This window comes from Methylopila henanensis, assembly GCF_042681025.1.
In the GTDB taxonomy this organism is placed as follows: Bacteria; Pseudomonadota; Alphaproteobacteria; order Rhizobiales; family Methylopilaceae; genus Methylopila; species Methylopila henanensis.
The window spans coordinates 100,294-117,512 of sequence record NZ_JBHUER010000003.1; the positions used below are offsets into that span (position 1 = coordinate 100,294).

Annotated in this window: 19 protein-coding genes; 10 read left to right on the forward strand and 9 right to left on the reverse strand. The window is 70.7% G+C overall.

Features of this window, described 5'->3' with window-relative positions; genetic code table 11:
* Positions 1 to 154: 154 nt before the first annotated feature.
* Positions 155 to 373 (forward strand): hypothetical protein, encoded by a 219-nt coding sequence (locus ACFSCV_RS05110; RefSeq protein ID WP_378797636.1) that lies wholly within the window; start codon positions 155 to 157, stop codon positions 371 to 373.
* A 23-nt stretch (positions 374 to 396) separates the two neighbouring features.
* Positions 397 to 606, forward strand: a complete 210-nt coding sequence (locus tag ACFSCV_RS05115; RefSeq protein ID WP_378797638.1) for a hypothetical protein — start codon at positions 397 to 399, stop codon at positions 604 to 606.
* Here ACFSCV_RS05115 and ACFSCV_RS05120 read toward each other — a convergent pair.
* From ACFSCV_RS05120 to cysD, 7 genes are all read right to left on the reverse strand, one after another.
* Positions 581 to 1,294, reverse strand: coding sequence for a class I SAM-dependent methyltransferase (locus ACFSCV_RS05120; RefSeq protein WP_378797640.1), 714 nt, complete (start codon positions 1,292 to 1,294; stop codon positions 581 to 583). The genes ACFSCV_RS05115 and ACFSCV_RS05120 overlap by 26 nt on opposite strands.
* The gene (locus tag ACFSCV_RS05125; protein ID WP_378797642.1) at positions 1,255 to 1,677 is read right to left on the reverse strand and encodes an EVE domain-containing protein; all 423 of its coding nucleotides are present in this window, start codon (positions 1,675 to 1,677) and stop codon (positions 1,255 to 1,257) included. Before ACFSCV_RS05125 ends, ACFSCV_RS05120 begins: the two co-directional genes overlap by 40 nt.
* A gap of 145 nt (positions 1,678 to 1,822) precedes the next feature.
* Positions 1,823 to 3,475: a phosphoglucomutase (alpha-D-glucose-1,6-bisphosphate-dependent) gene (pgm, locus tag ACFSCV_RS05130; protein ID WP_378797644.1), complete on the reverse strand. Its 1,653-nt coding sequence runs from the start codon at positions 3,473 to 3,475 to the stop codon at positions 1,823 to 1,825.
* Between the two features lie 70 nt (positions 3,476 to 3,545).
* Positions 3,546 to 4,046 carry a retropepsin-like aspartic protease family protein gene (locus ACFSCV_RS05135; protein ID WP_378797646.1) on the reverse strand — a complete coding sequence of 167 codons (501 nt, stop codon included), beginning with the start codon at positions 4,044 to 4,046 and terminating at the stop codon, positions 3,546 to 3,548.
* Between the two features lie 130 nt (positions 4,047 to 4,176).
* On the reverse strand, positions 4,177 to 5,289 hold the full coding sequence (locus ACFSCV_RS05140; RefSeq protein ID WP_378797648.1) for an aldo/keto reductase: 1,113 nt from the start codon (positions 5,287 to 5,289) through the stop codon (positions 4,177 to 4,179).
* Between the two features lie 157 nt (positions 5,290 to 5,446).
* Positions 5,447 to 7,342 (reverse strand): sulfate adenylyltransferase subunit CysN, encoded by a 1,896-nt coding sequence (gene cysN, locus ACFSCV_RS05145; protein WP_378797650.1) that lies wholly within the window; start codon positions 7,340 to 7,342, stop codon positions 5,447 to 5,449.
* On the reverse strand, positions 7,342 to 8,247 hold the full coding sequence (gene cysD / locus ACFSCV_RS05150) for a sulfate adenylyltransferase subunit CysD (protein ID WP_378797652.1): 906 nt from the start codon (positions 8,245 to 8,247) through the stop codon (positions 7,342 to 7,344). The genes cysN and cysD overlap by 1 nt, the downstream gene beginning before the upstream one ends.
* 343 nt (positions 8,248 to 8,590) lie before the next feature.
* Here cysD and ACFSCV_RS05155 point away from each other — a divergent pair, with 343 nt between their 5' ends.
* A complete protein-coding gene (locus ACFSCV_RS05155; protein WP_271200716.1) occupies positions 8,591 to 8,800 on the forward strand; it encodes a cold-shock protein in 210 nt (69 codons plus the stop codon).
* A gap of 115 nt (positions 8,801 to 8,915) precedes the next feature.
* Complete coding sequence (locus tag ACFSCV_RS05160; RefSeq protein WP_378797654.1) at positions 8,916 to 9,149, forward strand: hypothetical protein; 234 nt, start codon at positions 8,916 to 8,918, stop codon at positions 9,147 to 9,149.
* A gap of 22 nt (positions 9,150 to 9,171) precedes the next feature.
* Here the strand turns inward: ACFSCV_RS05160 and aroB are convergent, their stop codons facing one another.
* Both aroB and ACFSCV_RS05170 read right to left on the reverse strand, forming a co-directional pair.
* Positions 9,172 to 10,305: a 3-dehydroquinate synthase gene (gene aroB, locus ACFSCV_RS05165; protein WP_378797656.1), complete on the reverse strand. Its 1,134-nt coding sequence runs from the start codon at positions 10,303 to 10,305 to the stop codon at positions 9,172 to 9,174.
* Complete coding sequence (locus ACFSCV_RS05170; RefSeq protein WP_378797658.1) at positions 10,305 to 10,943, reverse strand: shikimate kinase; 639 nt, start codon at positions 10,941 to 10,943, stop codon at positions 10,305 to 10,307. The genes aroB and ACFSCV_RS05170 overlap by 1 nt, the downstream gene beginning before the upstream one ends.
* 148 nt (positions 10,944 to 11,091) lie before the next feature.
* Here ACFSCV_RS05170 and ACFSCV_RS05175 point away from each other — a divergent pair, with 148 nt between their 5' ends.
* From ACFSCV_RS05175 to ACFSCV_RS05200, 6 genes are all read left to right on the forward strand, one after another.
* The gene (locus ACFSCV_RS05175) at positions 11,092 to 11,310 is read left to right on the forward strand and encodes a hypothetical protein (RefSeq protein WP_378797660.1); all 219 of its coding nucleotides are present in this window, start codon (positions 11,092 to 11,094) and stop codon (positions 11,308 to 11,310) included.
* The gene (locus tag ACFSCV_RS05180) at positions 11,307 to 12,233 is read left to right on the forward strand and encodes a site-specific tyrosine recombinase XerD (protein ID WP_378797662.1); all 927 of its coding nucleotides are present in this window, start codon (positions 11,307 to 11,309) and stop codon (positions 12,231 to 12,233) included. Before ACFSCV_RS05175 ends, ACFSCV_RS05180 begins: the two co-directional genes overlap by 4 nt.
* 135 nt (positions 12,234 to 12,368) lie before the next feature.
* Positions 12,369 to 13,322: an acetyl-CoA carboxylase carboxyltransferase subunit alpha gene (locus ACFSCV_RS05185; protein WP_378797664.1), complete on the forward strand. Its 954-nt coding sequence runs from the start codon at positions 12,369 to 12,371 to the stop codon at positions 13,320 to 13,322.
* A gap of 113 nt (positions 13,323 to 13,435) precedes the next feature.
* Positions 13,436 to 14,983: a L,D-transpeptidase family protein gene (locus ACFSCV_RS05190; RefSeq protein ID WP_378797666.1), complete on the forward strand. Its 1,548-nt coding sequence runs from the start codon at positions 13,436 to 13,438 to the stop codon at positions 14,981 to 14,983.
* A 231-nt stretch (positions 14,984 to 15,214) separates the two neighbouring features.
* Positions 15,215 to 16,294: an alpha/beta hydrolase gene (locus ACFSCV_RS05195; protein WP_378797668.1), complete on the forward strand. Its 1,080-nt coding sequence runs from the start codon at positions 15,215 to 15,217 to the stop codon at positions 16,292 to 16,294.
* A gap of 114 nt (positions 16,295 to 16,408) precedes the next feature.
* The gene (locus tag ACFSCV_RS05200) at positions 16,409 to 17,170 is read left to right on the forward strand and encodes a chorismate mutase (RefSeq protein ID WP_378797670.1); all 762 of its coding nucleotides are present in this window, start codon (positions 16,409 to 16,411) and stop codon (positions 17,168 to 17,170) included.
* The last annotated feature ends 49 nt before the right edge of the window (positions 17,171 to 17,219 follow it).

Sequence of the window (17,219 nt, forward strand, 5' to 3'; positions counted from 1 at the left end):
GCCCGCGTGGTTCGGTCGGCGGGCTTCGTGGAGGCCAGTGTAGGGTGCGGATGCGAACGCGCTCAAGCGCCGCGCTTCGTACTTTCGTGCGAGACGGCGGGCGTTTGCGGCTCGTGGTAGGCTGGTCCGCGAGGAGAAGGCCCATGACCGCATCGTGCGTTTCGAAGAGATAGACGGCGATCTCTTGCTCCGCACCCCCGCCCACATCGCGGCGCGACTGAAGTTCTCGGCCGGGGACGAGGCGACGTTGTCGGACGTCAGCAACGCAAGCCTGACCGTCGAGCGGCTGACCTCCGAGCAGAAGCGACAACTTGCAATCGTTAAACGTATCCTTGACGAGGACGACGATGTGCTGCGCGCGCTCGCGCAATGAACGCGCCGGTCGAGCCGTCGTGGATGGATCGCGACGTCATTTCGCAAGCCCATGACTGGTCCATCGCGCGGCACGGCGGCCTGACGGGTCTGCGGGACCAGTCCGCTCTCGAATCAGCTTTGGCTGCGGCTCCAGCGGCTGAAAAGATCGCCACCTTCCTTGCGCTCGCTACGGGAGAGCTTTCCGAGGAGGCGCTCGCGGACTGGCTCAGGGCGCGCGCCCGCCCGGCGTGAGCCGCCACACCGTCGTGCGCTTCACCTCGGCGTCCTCGAGATCACGCGTCACCGGCACGGCGTAGTCGGCGAGCGCTTCGAGACGCTCCTTCGGCAGGTAGCTGCGGCCGGGATCGCCCACCAGAACGGGGACGCCGCGGTCGAGAAAGCCGTCGAGCCAGGCGATCAGGCGCCGGCTGAGGTCGCGCTCGTAGAACAGGTCGCCGACGGTCACGACGTCGGCCGCGGGATGCGGCCCGCCGATCAGGTCCTCGCCCAGAACGGTCACCTCGACGCCGTTCGCGTCCGCGTTAAGACGGACGGCCGCGAGCGCGAACGGGTCGACGTCGACCGCGGTCGCCTTGGCCGCGCCCGCCTTCATCGCCGCGATCGCCACGAGGCCGGAGCCGGCGCCGACGTCCAGCACCGTCCGTCCGGCGACGAGGTCCGGATGGTTGAGCAGATGGCGGGCGAGCGCCTGCCCGCCGGCCCAGGCGAAGGCCCAGAACGGCGGCGGCAGGCCGATCGACTCCAGCTCCTCTTCGGTCTTCGACCAGAGCGGCACGGCCTCGTCGGCCACGAGCAGGGTGAGCTCCGGCGCGTGCGGAACCGGGCGCGCCCGCGTGTTGGCGCGGACGAAGGCCGCGGGGTCGCGGGCGGGCGCTTCGCTCAGGACGCGAGCCCGCCCATGCGCCGCACCTCGGCCCACTCGTCGTCCGTCACCGGCTGCACCGAAAGCCGCATGGAGGTGACGAGCGCCATCTTGGCGAGCTTCGGATTGGCCTTGACGGCGGCGAGCGTCACCGGCCGGGGCATGTCCTCCACCGCGCGGATGTCGACGCATTCCCAGCGGGCGTCGTCGCCTGCGGTGGAGTCCGGATGCGCGAGCTTCGCCACCTCGACGATCCCGACGATCTCCTTGCCCTCGTTGGAGTGGTAGAAGAAGCCGAGATCGCCGATCGCCATGGCGCGCATGTTGTTGCGGGCGAGATAGTTGCGCACGCCCGTCCATTCCGTCCCGTCCCGGCCGGCGGCCTTCTGCTGCTCCCACGACCACGCGTCGGGTTCGGACTTGAACAGCCAGTAGGCCATCGCTTCGGGTCTCCTCGGACGTCTCAGCGGATCACGGCGATCCGCCGACACGTCATGCCCGAGCAGGGAACGCTAATCCACGCCTGTTTGGCGCCCCGTCCGCGCGTCGCCGCGAGCGGCGTCCTTCACGCGGCCGGGTTTCAGGTCACGCCCCGGCGGCGAGCGCCTTCGACACGATCTCCTTCGCCTCCGCCTGGATGCGCTTGAGATGGTCCTCGTCGACGAAGCTTTCGGCATAGATCTTGTAGACGTTCTCGGTGCCGGAGGGCCGCGCCGCGAACCAGCCGTTCTTGGTCGTCACCTTCACGCCGCCGAAGGCCGCGCCGTTGCCGGGGGCGTGGGTCAGGCGGTCGACGATCGGCTCGCCGGCGAGCGTGTCGCCGGGGATCTGGTCGGCCGAGAGCTTCTTCAGCACGCTCTTCTGCTCCGGCGTCGCGGCGGCGTCGACGCGGGCGTAGACCGGCGCACCGATCTCCCTGGTCAGGTCGGCGTAGATCTCGCCGGGGTCCTTGCCCGTCACGGCGGTCATCTCGGCGGCGAGCAGGGCGGGGATGATCCCGTCCTTGTCCGTGGTCCAGACCTCGCCGTCGCGGCGCAGGAAGCTCGCGCCGGCGCTCTCCTCGCCGACGAAGCCGAGGTCTCCTGCGAGCAGTCCGTCGACGAACCATTTGAAGCCGACGGGGACCTCCATGACCTTCAGGCCGAGCAGGTCGGCCACGCGGTCGACGCTCGAACTCGACACGATCGTCTTGCCGATGGCGGGCGTCCCCTTCCAGCCGGGCCGATGCCTGTAGAGATAGGCGATCGAGGTCGTCAGATAGTGGTTGGGGTTGAGCAGGCCGGCGCTGCGCGTGACGATGCCGTGGCGGTCTGCGTCCGGATCGTTGGCGAAGGCGATGTCGAACTTGTCCTTCAGAGCGATCAGCGGCGCCATCGCCCAGGGCGACGAGCAGTCCATGCGCAGCTTGCCGTCCCAGTCCGCGGTCATGAAGCGGAAGGTCGGGTCGACGATCTCGTTCACGACGGTCAGGTCGAGCTTGTAGCGCTCGGCGATCGGAGCCCAGTAGGGCAGGCCGGCGCCGCCGAGCGGGTCGACGCCGATCCGCAAGCCCGCCGAGCGGATCGCCTCCAGGTCGAGCACGTTCTCGAGGTCGGCCACGTAAGGGGTCGTGAAGTCGTAGCGGACGACGTTCGGCGCCTTCATCGCGCGCTGCAGCGGGATCAGCTTGACGTCCCTGAGGCCGTCCTCGATCAGCGCGTTCGCGGTCTTCTCCATCCAGCCGGTGACGTCGGTGTCGGCCGGACCGCCGTTCGGCGGATTGTACTTGAACCCGCCATCTTCCGCCGGGTTGTGCGACGGCGTGATGGCGATGCCGTCGGCGAGCCCCGACGTGCGGCCGCGGTTGTAGGTCAGGATGGCGTGGCTCACGACCGGGGTCGGCGTGTAGCCGAGCTTCTCGTCGATCCGCACGTCGACGCCGTTCGCGGCGAACACTTCGATCGCGGTGGCGAAGGCGGCCTCGGACAGAGCGTGCGTGTCCTTGCCGAGGAACAGCGGGCCGGTGATCCCTGATTTCGCCCGGTAGAGGCAGATCGCCTGCGAGATAGCCAGGATGTGGGTTTCGGTGAACGCCGAATCGAACGACGTGCCGCGGTGGCCGGAGGTGCCGAAGGCGACGCGCTGGGCGGCGGCGGCCATGTCCGGCCGGCTGGTGAAATACTCGGTCAGCAGCCGGGGAATGTTCGTCAGGCGCGAAGGGTCGGCCAGTTTGCCTGCGAACTCGCTCACCTCAGCCATGCTTGATCGCTCCAGCTCTGTGTCGGGGAATGTCGACGCGCCGCACGCGCGCGGAGGGGAGTATAGGCGCTCAGCGTTCGAGGGTAAGGCGGTCGCGGGCCGCCTCCATGCGCCGCAGGCGGCCGAGAAAGCTCATGCCGAGCAGGTTGCCGTCCATTGCGCCGGGCGAGAGCACGACCGCCGTGACGTTCGGGACGCTGACCGATCCGACGCGGACGTCGCTCAGCACCACCCGTTTCGCCCCGACCTGTCCGTTCGCGGTCGAGACCATGAGGTCGAAGCGGTCGCCGCCGGACACGAGCCCGAGCGTGCGGCCCTGTTCGTAGGACAGCGCCACTACCGTCGCGCCGGTGTCGACCAGCATGGGCACGCGGCGCCCGGAGATCATCGCGTCCGTGCGGAAATGGCCGTCGCGGTCGGCGCGCAGCACCACCTCGCGGCTGGAGGACGGCGCGAGCGCGGCCGGCTTCGCCCGTTCGGGCGCGGGCGGGGCCAGCCGGTCGAGAAGCTGCGGGACGGCGGCCGCCGCGCCGGCGACGACGCCGGCTGCGACCAGAACGGCCTTCAACACCTGTCCTATCGCCTCCCGCGCGCGCCCTGACCGGCGCGGAGCCTGACCGCCGCCCCGTGACGACGGCGTTAAGGCCGCAGGCGAAACCGGGCGTCATCGCCCGGCATGGTGAACGCCGCGTCAAGCGGGCTCAGGAAGGCAGCGGCGCTTCCGTGGCGATCAGCTTCGCCTCGCGCAACTCCTCCCACAGCGCCGGCGGCAGCGTCTGGCGCATGGAGGCCGCGTTCTGCGCCGCCTGCGTCGCGTCGCGGGCGCCGGGGATGATCGCCGAGACGGCGGGATGGGCCGCCGCGAAGTGCAGCGCCATGGTGCGCAGGTCGGCGCCGTGGTTCTCGGCGATGGCCGCAAGCCTGCGGCGCTTTTCGACCGCGCCCTCCGGAATCTTGCCGGCGTAGTCGTAGCGCGGCTTGCCGGCGAGGAAACCGGCGTTGAGCGGCGCTCCGACCACGATCGACGCGCCGCGCTTCTCGGCGACCGGCATCAGCCGCTTGAGCGCGTCCTCGTGCTTGATCAGCGAGTACTGCGTGGCCGAGAGGATGATGTCGGGATCGGCGGCCTCGAAGGCGGCGAGCGCCGGCTCCAGCGTGTTGACGCCGAGGCCCCAGGCCTTGATCAGGCCCTCGTTCTTCATGCGGGTCAGCTCGGGCATGGCCCCGGTCTTCGCCTGCTCGAGATACTCGGTCCACCGCTCCTTCATGTCGCCGTTGTCCGGCGAGAGGTCGTGGATGAACACGATGTCCATGCTCGCGAGCCCCATGCGCTGCAGGCTGTCCTCGATCGAGCGGCGGGTTCCTTCGGCGCTGTAGTCGTAGACATGGCGGAACGGCGGCACCTCGGCCCAGTTGCCGACCTTCGTGCCGGCGACGGACTGGTCCGGCTTCAGCAGCCGGCCGACCTTGGTGGAGAGCACGAAGCTGTCGCGCGGTTTGTCGTGCAGGAAGGCCCCGAGCCGGCGCTCGCTGAGGCCGAGACCGTACCAGGGCGAGGTGTCGAAGTAGCGCACGCCGGCGTCCCAGGCGGCCTGCAGGGTGGCCTGCGCCTGCTCGTCGCCCACGGCGACGAAGTTGCCCGAGATCTGGGTGCCGCCCATGCCGAGCCGGGCGGGCGGGCGATAGCGGCCTCCGGCGGCTTGGGCAGGGTTCGCCGGCAGCGGGCGCAGCAGGGTTTGGGCGGCGGCCTGGCCGGCGGCGAGGACGCCGACGCCTGCGGCGGCTCCGGCGAGGAAGGTGCGGCGCGTGGTCATGGCGGGTCTCCGTGTCCGTCGCGCATGACCGCCCGCCCGCGTCGGACGAGCAGTCATGCGACGAAGGTGGGAGGTTCCCTTCGGCCGTCGCCCGGCAAGCCGAGCCGCGTTCACGAAGCCGCGCGCCGCCCCGTGAGCGGCGCCGGCCGCTAGGCGGTCAGACGCGGTCGATCAGGCCGCGCTGCTCGAGCGCTTCCACGACGCGGTCTGCAAGCTCCTCGACCGAGGCCTCGGTGGTCGGGAGCGTGAGCTCCGGCGCCTTCGGCGGCTCGTAGGGCGAGGACACGCCGGTGAAGTTCGGGATCTCGCCGGCGAGCGCGCGCTTGTAGAGACCCTTGGGGTCGCGCGCGATGCAGGCGGAGAGCGGCGCGTCGACGAAAATCTCCAGGAACTCGCCGTCGCCGACGAGGTCGCGCACGATCCGGCGCTCGGACTCGAACGGCGAGATGAACGAGCACAGCGTGATCACGCCGGCGTCGACGAACAGCTTCGCCACCTCGCCGATGCGCCGCACGTTCTCGACGCGGTCGGCGTCGGTGAAGCCGAGGTCCTTGTTGAGGCCGAAGCGGACGTTGTCGCCGTCGAGCAGCATCGTGTGCTGGCCGCGGGCCGCGAGCTTGACCTCGACGAGGTTCGCGATCGTCGACTTGCCCGAGGCGGACAGGCCCGTGAACCAGACGATCGCCGGCTTCTGGCGCTTGAGCCGCGCCCGGGTCGCCTTGTCGACCGAGGAGGCGTGGCGGTGGATGTTGGTGGCGCGCCGAAGCCCGTGCAGGATCATGCCCGCGCCGGCGGTAGCGTTGGTCTCGCGGTCGATGACGATGAAGGCGCCGGTCTCGCGGTTGTCGGCGTAGGGGTCGAAGGCGAGCGCCGCGCCGGTCTCGACGTTGACCTCGGCGATCTCGTTCAGCCCGAGCGTGCGGGCGGCGAGGTGGTCGAGCGAATTGACGTCGATCTTGTGCTTCAGGCTCGTAACGGTCGCCGGCACGGTGCGGGTCGCGAGCTTGATCAGATAGGAGCGACCCGGCAGCAGGCGCTCGTCCTGCATCCAGATCAGACGCGCGGCGAACTGGTTCGACACCTCCGGCCGCTCGGCCGGATGGCTGAGCACGTCGCCGCGGGCGATGTCGACCTCGTCCTCGAGCGTCAGGGTCACGCTGTCGCCGGCGGAGGCCGAGGCCAGGTCGCCGTCCATGGTGACGATGCGCGCGACGCGGCTGGTCTTGCCGGACCCGGCGACGACGATCTCGTCGCCGGGACGGACGGTTCCGCTCGAAATCGTGCCGGCGAAGCCGCGGAAATCGAGGTTGGGGCGATTCACCCACTGGACGGGCAGGCGGAACGGCTTCGAGGTCGCGTCGCTCTCGACGTCGACCGCCTCGAGATGCTCCAGCAGCGTCGGGCCCTTGTGCCAGGGGAGGCGGTCGGAGCGGGTCGTGACGTTGTCGCCGTCGCGGGCCGACAGGGGGATCGCAGTGATCTCGCGGAAGCCGAGCGGCGCCGCGAAGGCGCGGTAGGCCTGCTCGATCGCGGCGAAGGCGTCCTCGCGGTAATCGACGAGATCGATCTTGTTCACCGCCAGCACGACGTGGCGGATGCCCAGCAGCGAGCAGATGAAGCTGTGGCGCTTGGTCTGGGTCAGCACGCCCTTGCGGGCGTCGATCAGGATGACGGCGAGGTCGGCGTTGGAGGCGCCGGTCGCCATGTTGCGGGTGTACTGTTCGTGGCCCGGCGTGTCGGCCACGATGAAGGTGCGCTTCGCGGTGGCGAAGTAGCGGTAGGCCACGTCGATGGTGATGCCCTGCTCGCGCTCGGCCTCCAGCCCGTCCACCAGCAGCGCGAGGTCGATCGCCTCGCCGGTGGTGCCGTGCTTGCGGCTGTCCTTTTCGAGCGCGGCGAGCTGGTCGTCGAACACCAGCTTGGTGTCGTAGAGCAGGCGGCCGATCAGGGTCGACTTGCCGTCGTCGACGGAGCCGCAGGTGAGGAAGCGCAGCAGCGACTTCTCGGCGACGGACTCGGCGAGCGAGACGGTGGAGGGCAGGGGGGCGTGCATCAGAAATAGCCCTCGCGCTTCTTCTTCTCCATCGAGCCGGCCTCGTCGCTGTCGATCAGGCGGCCCTGGCGCTCGGAGGTGGTGGAGGCGAGCATCTCGGCGATGATGTCCTCGAGGCTCGAAGCGTCGCTGTCGATCGCGCCGGTCAGCGGGTAGCAGCCGAGGGTGCGGAACCGCACGCGGCGGAGTTCGGGAACCTCGCCGGGATGGAGAGGCAGCCGCTCGTCGTCGCGCATGATCAGCGCGCCGTCGCGGCGCACCACCGGGCGCTCCTTGGCGAAATAGAGCGGCACGACCGGGATCTCTTCGGCGAGCACGTACTGCCAGACGTCGAGCTCGGTCCAGTTCGACAGCGGAAAGACGCGGATCGACTCGCCCGGCTTCACCCGCGTGTTGTAGAGCCGCCAGAGCTCCGGGCGCTGGTTGCGCGGGTCCCAGCCGTGGTTCGCCGTGCGGAAGGAGAACACGCGCTCCTTGGCGCGGCTCTTCTCCTCGTCGCGCCGGGCGCCGCCGAAGGCTGCGTCGAAGCCGTACTCGTCCAGCGCCTGCCGGAGCCCCTCGGTCTTCATGACCTGGGTGTGCACGTTCGAGCCGGAGGCGACCGGCGACACGCCGCGGCGCACGCCGTCCTCGTTGATGTGCACGATCAGGTCGAGCCCGAGCCGCTTCGCGGTCTCGTCGCGGAACTCGATCATCTCCCGGAACTTCCACGTGGTGTCCACGTGCAGCAGCGGGAACGGCGGCTTCGCCGGGTAGAACGCCTTCATCGCGAGATGAAGCATCACCGACGAGTCCTTGCCGATCGAGTACAGCATGACCGGATTGCGGAACTCGGACGCGACCTCGCGGATGATCTGGATCGATTCCGCCTCGAGCCGCTTCAGATGGGTCGAAAGACCAGACATGATGCGCGCCGAATATTTACGCAGATATTATGTAATATCGCGTGAGTTACAGAATGGGGGCGATAAACCTTTTCGGGGTCGGCCGCAAGACGGACCGGGCCCGACGGCCGCGAGGCGGGAAAACCGGCGTCGCGGCGGCGCCTGAACAGGGCCGGAGCGAAATCCTGCCGGGGTGTCTTGTTTTCTTCATGGCGAACGCCTAAATTGACGCAGTCGATCTTGCTTGTTGAATTTTGTTAAACGCCTCGTCGCGTCGACGAATTTTCTCTCAAAATCGATTTCGCTACGTCGGTCGGCATGTGGCCGTTCGACGAAAATATTTATCGGTCTAAGGGAAATCGCCATGACGATCGGCACCGTAAAGTTTTTCAACGTCCAGAAGGGCTATGGCTTCATCGCCCCCGAGGACGGCTCCACCGACGTGTTCGTCCACATCTCGGCCGTCGAGCGCTCGGGCCTTCACACCCTCGTCGAGGGCCAGAAGGTCAGCTTCGAGGTCGTGCAGGACCGCCGCTCGGGCAAGAACGCAGCCGAGAATCTCGCGGCCGCGTAATGAATTGACGTCTCCGGTCCGCGGCTACGGATGTACTGGCGCGGACCGTCGAGGCGGCAGGGAGAAGGTCGGGTAACGCCCGGCCTTTTTTCGTTTCTGGAGGAGTGGATACGCCATGACCGCGACCCGCGACACGCTGTTCAAGCCCAGCAAGAGCGAAGCGAAGGGCGACGCGACCACGCGCGCGGCCCGGGCGATCATCGATCAGGAAAAGGCGAAAGAGGACGCCAAGACGGCCCGCTTGCGCGCCGCGCGTCTCGCCAAGGAGGCGGCTGAAAGCGAGGCGGCCGCGGCGGCGCCCAAGCCCGTCCGCAAGACCCGCAAGGCGGCGGCCAAGCCGGCGGCCTGACCGCCGGACCCCGCTTCGCCCGTCAGCCGAGCTCGCGTTCGAGGAAGCCGAGCACCTTCGCCGGATCGACGTCGCGGGCGACGAAGGCGTGACCCACGCCGCGGGCGAGGATGAAGGTCAGCGTCCCGCCTTCCACCTTCTTGTCCTGGCGCATGTGGTCGAGCAGGGCGTCCGCGCCCGATACGCCGCCGGGAATCGCCTTCGCGCTGGTCGGAAGCCCGACCGCCGCGAGGTGCCGCTCGACGCGCGCCGCGTCGTCCGGCGCGCACAGGCCGAGCGCGGCCGAGAAGCGGAACGCCATCGCCATGCCGATCGCGACGCCCTCGCCATGGACGAGGCGGGAGCCGTCATAGCCGACGTCGGCTTCGAGCGCGTGGCCGAAGGTGTGTCCGAGATTGAGCAGGGCGCGGTCGCCGCGCTCCAACTCGTCGCGCGCGACGATGGCGGCTTTGGCGCGGCAGCTCGCGGCGATCGCCTCGATCCGCTCGGGCCCGCCGCCGAAGACGCCCTCATGAGCGCCTTCGAGCCAGGCGAAGAAGGCTTCGTCGCCGAGCAGGCCGTATTTCGCGACCTCGGCGTAGCCCGCACGGAACTCGCGCTCGGGCAGGGTGTCGAGCGCGTCGACGTCGGCGAGCACGAGGCTCGGCTGGTGGAACGCGCCGATCAGGTTCTTGCCGTGGCGGGAATTGACGCCGGTCTTGCCGCCGACGGACGAATCCACCTGCGCCAGCAGGCTGGTCGGCGCCTGGAGGCAGCGCACGCCCCGGCGCAGCACCGCCGCCGCGAAGCCCGCGAGATCGCCCACCACGCCGCCGCCGAGCGCCAGCACGAGGTCGCCGCGCTCGATGCGGGCGGCGAGCAGATGGTCGACCACCTCGCCGAGCGTTCCGAGATTCTTGGAGGCCTCGCCGGGCGCGACCGTCACGGCGGAGGCGTCGATTCCGGCGCGCTTCAGCGACTCCATCACGCGCGGCAGGTGGGCGCGGGCGACGTTCGCGTCGGTGACGACGCCCACCTTGCGCGCCCCGAGCGCCCTGGCGGAGGCGCCGGCCTCGTCGAGCGCGCCGCGGCCGATGCGGATGTCGTAGGCGCGGTCGCCGAGCGCCACATGCACGGTTTCGCCCGCGTCCGCGCGCTTGAGGGCGGCTTCGGCCATCAGATCGGTTCCTCGTCCGGAGCGGCCGGCGCGAGCGCGCGCTTCAGCGCCGCGATCACGTCGGCGATCACATGCTCATGGGGGGCGTCGCGCGAGACGACGGTAATGTCGGCCAGCGCATAGACCGGATAGCGCGCCGCCACCAGCGCGCGCAGCGTCGCCTCGGGATCGGCGGAGGCGAGCAGCGGCCGGTTCGAGCGCTTGCGCACGCGCTTGAGCAGCACCTCCACGTCGGCTTTCAGCCAGATCGAGACGCCCGCCTCGGCCACGCGCCGGCGGGTGTCCTCGTTGAGCCATGCGCCGCCGCCGGTCGCCAGCACCTGCGGGCCGTTCTCCAGCAGGCGCGCCACCACGCGCGCCTCCTTCTCCCGGAAATGCGCCTCGCCGTGCACGGCGAAGATCTCGGGGATGGTCATGCCGCCGGCGGCGGCCTCGATCTCGGTGTCGGCGTCGAGGAACGGCAGGTCGAGCGCCTGGGCGAGCCGGCGGCCGACCGAGGACTTGCCCGCGCCCATCATGCCGACCAGCACGATCGAGCGGTTTCCGAGCGCCGTCCGGACGCCCACGTCGGGCTGGCGCGCGCCGTCCGCGCGATGCCCCGCGCCGCGGTCGGCCAGATGCTCCGTCGCAGCGCCCACGCCGCTCCCCCAGGGTCGATAAAACGGTCGCAACCTATTCCTAAGGTTCGGGCGGCACAACCAAAGGCGTTGCCGTCCGCGCGTTCCCGTGGTGTCGTGGGAGCAGGGGCGGCTGCGGTCCGTGTCATAGGGGCCGAGAGGTCGCGACATGCCGAGCTTGATGCGCTTTTTGACCGTCATCGGGGTGATCGCCGGGCTGGGCTTCGGCGCGATGTACGCGCTCGCGACCTTCGTCACGCCGCGCACCCGCGAGATGACCGTGACCATTCCGACCAACAAGCTGCGCGCGCAGCCGACCGAGGCCGAGGCCCGGCTCGACCGCGACGGCCCGCACGCCGCGGCCGGCGGCGGCGCGAGCCAACCGTGAGCGGCCGAGACCGCCGCCATCTCGACGCCTTCCTCGAAATGGCGAGCGCCGAGCGCGGCGCGGCGAAGAACACGCTCGACGCCTACGAGCGCGACCTCTCCGACTACTGCGCCTTCCTCGCGGGCCGCGGGAGCGACGCGCTGCGGGCGACGGCGGACGACGTGCGCGCCCATCTCGCCGATCTCGCGGAGCGAGGCTTCAAGGCGTCGTCGGCCGCGCGCAAGCTCTCGGCGGTGCGCCAGTTCCACAAGTTTCTCTACACCGACGCGGTGCGGACCGACGATCCGACCGCGGCGCTGGAGGGCCCGCGGCGGGGCCGGCCGCTGCCGAAAGTGCTGTCGGTCGAGGAGATGGAGCGGCTGATCGCGGCCGCCGGCGATCCGGGGCCCGAGCCGTCGCCGCGGGCGCGGCTCGCGGCGACGCGGCTCGCCTGCCTGCTCGAGGTCGCCTACGCGACCGGCCTGCGCGTTTCCGAACTCGTCGGCCTGCCCCGCTCGGCCGCGCGCCCCGCGGCGCAGGCGATCGCCGTCAAAGGCAAGGGCGGGCGCGAGCGCCTCGTGCCGCTGACGCCGCTCGCGAAGCAGGCGATGGCCGCCTATCTCGACGCGCTCGGCCCGGCGGACGGGCAATGGCTGTTTCCCGCGCCGGGGACGAGCGGCCACCTGACGCGGCAGGTGTTCGCCCGCGACCTCAAGGCCGCGGCCGCGCGCGCCGGCCTGTCGCCGGCGAAGGTCAGCCCGCACGTGCTGCGCCACGCCTTCGCGAGCCACCTCGTCCAGAACGGCGCCGACTTGCGCGCGGTGCAGCAGATGCTCGGCCACGCCGACATCGCGACGACCCAGATCTACACCCACGTGCTCGACGAGCGCGCGCGCGCCATGGTGCGCGACCTGCACCCGCTCGGGGACGTCGAGCCGGCCTGACGCCGGCCCCGGCGCGCCGTCGCTACGTTTCCCCGCCCGTCGCCTTGACTTTCGTCGGGGCTCCGAACCAGTGTGCGCCGCTTCGCATGGACCAGCGCCCCAAACCCCGTGCGCCTGCGGCGCGAAGCGGAGCCCATGAAAAGCTATCTCGATTTCGAAAAGCCTGTCGCCGAACTCCAGGCCAAGATCGTCGAACTTCGCGCGCTCGGCGAGAACGGCGACGCCGTCGCGATCGGCGAGGAGGTGTCGCGGCTTGAGGCGAAGTCCGTCCAGGCGCTGAAGGAGCTCTACGCCAACCTGACGCCCTGGCAGAAGACGCTGGTGGCGCGGCATCCGAACCGGCCGCATTTTTCCGATTTCGTCGCCGGTCTGGTCGAGGACTTCACCCCGCTCGCAGGCGACCGCGCCTTCTCGGACGACGAGGCCATCGTCGGCGGCCTGGCGCGGTTCCGCGGCCAGCCGGTGCTGATCATGGGCCATGAGAAGGGCGCTGACACCACCTCCCGGCTCAAGCACAATTTCGGCATGGCGCGGCCGGAGGGCTACCGCAAGGCCGTGCGGCTGATGGAGCTCGCCGACCGCTTCGGCCTGCCGATCATCGCGCTGGTCGACACCGCCGGCGCCTTCCCCGGCATCGAGGCCGAGCAGCGCGGCCAGGCCGAGGCGATCGCGCGCTCGACCGAGGCCTGCCTCAACCTGACGGTGCCGAACGTGGCGCTGGTCATCGGCGAGGGCGGCTCCGGCGGCGCGATCGCGATCGCGACCGCCAACGTCGTGCTGATGCTGGAGCACGCCATCTACAGCGTGATCTCGCCGGAAGGGGCGGCCTCGATCCTGTGGCGCGACGCCGCCAAGGCGCAGGACGCCGCCACCAACATGAAGATCACCTCCGCCGACCTGATGCGCCTCGGCGTGATCGACGGCGTGGTGCCGGAGCCGCTCGGCGGCGCCCACCGCGAGCCGGACGCCGTGATCGCCGCCGCGGGCGACGCCATCGCCCACGGACTGGAGCGTTTCGCGGGCATGTCGCCGGACCAGATTCGCGCGGAGCGCCGCGCGAAATTCCTCGCCATCGGCAGGAGCCTCTGAATACCGCTCGTGACGGATGACGGGCGCCGTGAAGCTGTGGTAACTTTCGCGTAACGGTATCGGGCGTTTATCTCTGTGGGAGAAGCCCGCACTTGCCTTTCGGGGAGACAGCCATGTCCGCACTGCGCGCGAGCCTGATCGGCCTGGCGGCTGCGGCCGCGCTGGCGACGGCCGGTTGCCAGAAGGACGAGCAGGCCACCACGGCGCGCAGCGTCCAGCCGCTTTCGATCCAGACCGTCTCTCTTATGCAGGAGAAGGGGATGACGAAGCAGGACCCGATCCTGCTGCGCATCTACAAGGAGGAGTCGAAGGCCGAGGTCTGGAAGAAGCGCCGCTCGGACGGCCGCTACGCTCTGCTCAAGACCTACGACATCTGCCGGTTCTCCGGAAAGCTCGGCCCGAAGATCAAGGAAGGCGACAAGCAGGCGCCTGAAGGGTTCTACTCGGTCGGCCCGGCGCAGATGAACCCGCGCTCGAGCTACTACCTCTCGTTCAACATCGGCTTCCCCAACAAGTACGATCAGGCGCTCGGCCGCACCGGTCAGCACCTCATGGTGCATGGCGACTGCCTGTCGGCCGGCTGCTACGCCATGACCGACGCGCAGATGGCCGAGATTTACGCGCTCGCCCGCGAGGCCTTCGCCGGCGGCCAGAAGTCGTTCCAGGTCCAGGCGCTGCCCTTCCGGATGACGCCGGAGAACATGGCGCGCCGCCGCAACAACCCGAACATCGCGTTCTGGCGGAACCTCAAGGAAGGCTCCGACCATTTCGAGGTCACGAAGGCCGAGCCGAGGGTCGACGCCTGCGGCCGGAAGTATGTCTTCAACGCCTCGGCCGGCCCGCTCTCCAGCATGAACGCCTCTGCGCCGTGCCCGAGCCTGACGGTGCAGCCGGAGATCGCCCGGGCGGTCGCCGCCAAGAAGCGCGCCGACGACATGGTGATCGCGGCGCTGTCCAAGGCGCACGAGCCCGCCCCCGAATATGTCGCTCAGAACGGCCGTCTGCGCCGCTCGCTCGACGAGCCGCTGACCCAGGTCGCGGCCGCCGCGCCGGCGTCCGCGCCGGCCTACGCCGCGGCGGAGGCCGAAGGCGCGTCGACGGTCGCGCTGCGGACGACCACCTCGGTCGCCGCCACGCAGCCCGCGCCGGCCGCCGCCGCGTCCGCCCGATCCGCCGCCGCTCCGTCCCCCGCGGCCGAGCCGACCGCTCCGGTGCAGGTCGCGGCCAACAAGGCCGAGCGCGGCCTGTTCACCCGCCTGTTCCAGGCCGAGGAGCCCGCGGCCCCGACGGCGGCGCCCGCCGCCGAGGTCGCGACCGCTTCCGCCGCGAGAGCCGGCGCGCCGGTCCCGCCCGCCCGTCGCGAGGTCGTGGTTCAGGAGCCGGTTCTGGCGTCCTCCGTCAGCCAGCATCCCGCCGCGGCGACGAAGCCGGCTTCCGGCGGCGTCAGCGGATGGGTCCGCAGCGTCGGCGGCCTGTTCGGCGGCCGTTCGGAGGAGCCCGCGGCCGCTCCGGTCGCCGCGCCCGCGACGGTCCAGCCGGCGGCGACGACCGTGTCGCCCGCGCCGCGTCCGCGCGATCGTTCGGCCCGCATGCCGGAGCAGTTCCAGCCGAAGCACCGGCTCGACCCGCGCATTACCTCGGCCTTCGCCGCGTTCGACTGAAGTCTTAAGTCGCGCGATCTGGCGGCGCACTATCCGCTTTTTGATGGGCCGCGGCCGGCACATGTGAGCGTCCGGCCCGGCCGATCCGGCGTCGTCGCGCGGCGCCGCACAACGGGATTTGCTTCTCAGGCGCCTGATCTACGGTATTCTGCGTAGACACCGACGGCGCTTCGAAGACGCGGCCAACGGCGTCGACAGCGTTCGTCCTCATCGAGGAGACGCGCTATGTCCATGCATGACCACGCTGACGTACACGTTCATCCCAGCCTGCTCGAACGGGGCCGCCGCTTCATCGGCGTCGTGACGCGCGATCCGAACGCGCGCGCCGATCTCGACATCGCGTTGGTCGTCGATCAGCTCAAGGCGCTCAGCCAGCAGCCGATCGAGGATCTCACGCCCGAGGAGGCGCGTCGCCAGCCGACCGTCGCCGACGCGGTGCGCGCCGTGCGCGCGGAGGTCGCGGACGAGCCTGCGCCGCATGAGGCGTTCGCGCATGACGTGAGCTATCCCGCCGCCGAAGGCGACCTGCCGGCCCGCGTCTACCGGCCTGCGGGGGCGGAGGGCCAGCTTCCGATCGTGCTGTATTTTCACGGCGGCGGTTTCGTGCTTGGCGGCGTCGCCGCCTACGACGCCACGCCGCGGGCGATCGCGGCCCGCGCGGGCGTGGTCGTGGTCTCGGCCGGCTACCGGCTGGCGCCGGAGCACAAGTTCCCCGCGGCCCATGACGACGCGGTCGAGGCCTATCGCTGGGTGCTGGAGGAGGCGGCCGCGCTTGGCGGCGATCCGGCGCGCGTCGCGGTGATGGGCGAGGACGCCGGCGCGGCGCTGGCGCTCCACGTTTGCGTCGCCGCGCGCGGCGAGGGCCTGCCCACGCCGGTCCACCAGGCGCTGATCTGCCCGTTGGCGGGCGTCGATCTGGAGACGCCCTCCTACGCCGTCAACGAGCACGCGCGGCCCCTGAACAAGGCGATGGTCGGCTGGTTCCTCGGCCACGCCCTGCCGGACGCGCAGGCGCAGGATGATCCGCGCGTCGATCTGGTGGGGAAGGCCGACCTATCCGGGCTTCCGCCCGCGACGCTCGTCACCGCGGAGATCGACCCGCTCCGCTCCGAGGGCTGGGCGCTCGCCGAGAAGCTGCGCGACGCCGGCGTCTCCGTGAACGCCATCGACTACGAAGGCGCCACGCACGGCTTCTTCGGCATGGGCGAGGTGGCGCGCGACGCCCGGCTGGCGCAGGAGGCGGTGGTGCGCGACCTCGCCTGCGCCTTCGCGCGCGACGAGCGCTGGACGCGGGTCGGCCGCGCGCTCTGAACGGCCCCGGCGGACGGTCCGCCGTTTGTTTTGGCCTGCGGGCTCGTCTATGACAGTGCGCCGCGGAGGCCGCGAGCCTCCGCGCGCCGCGCGATCATCCCAAGACGACGCCCCATGAACGACGCCCCCTCCGATCCGCTGACCGAAATCCGCCGGGAGATCGACCGGATCGACGAGGCCATGCACCTCCTGCTGATGGAGCGCGGCGCCGTCATCGACCGGCTGGTCGAGATCAAGCGCACCTCGGAGACGGGATCGGCGTTCCGGCCGGGCCGCGAGGCCGACATGATGCGCCGCATCGCCGCCCGTCATGGCGGCCGGCTGCCGGTCGCGACCGCCGAGCACCTCTGGCGCACGATCATCGCCACCTTCACCCATGTCCAGGCGCCGTTCACGCTGCATGTGGAGCAGGGTTCGGACGCCCTCGCGATGCACGATCTCGCCCGCTTTCATGTGGGCTTCGACGTGCCGCTCGTCGGCCACGGCACGCCGTCGCGCGTCGCCGCGGCCGTCGCGCAGTCGACCGGCGATCTCGGCCTCGTGCGCATCGATCCCGCGCCGGCCGCGATCTGGTGGGACGCGCTCGGCGGCGCCGGCCCGCAGGTGATGGCGCGGCTGCCGTTCCTGTCCGCCGCCGGACATCCGACGCCGACTCCCGCGCTGGTGCTCGCGCGCCCGCTCGGCGACGCCGCCTCGTCCGAGGTTTCGGTCTGGGCGGTGGACGACGACGGCGACGTTGCGCTCCCCGAGGGCGCCGAGACGCTGGCCGCGGTCACGCGCAACGGGCGCCGACATCGCCTCGTCGCGCATCCCGGCGCCGAGCCGCCCGCGCCGCATGCGCGGCCGCTCGGCGGCTACGCCCTCCCGGCCGGCTGAACGCCGCGCCGCTCTCCCTCTTCCGTCGCCGCAGGGCTGAAGCCCGCGG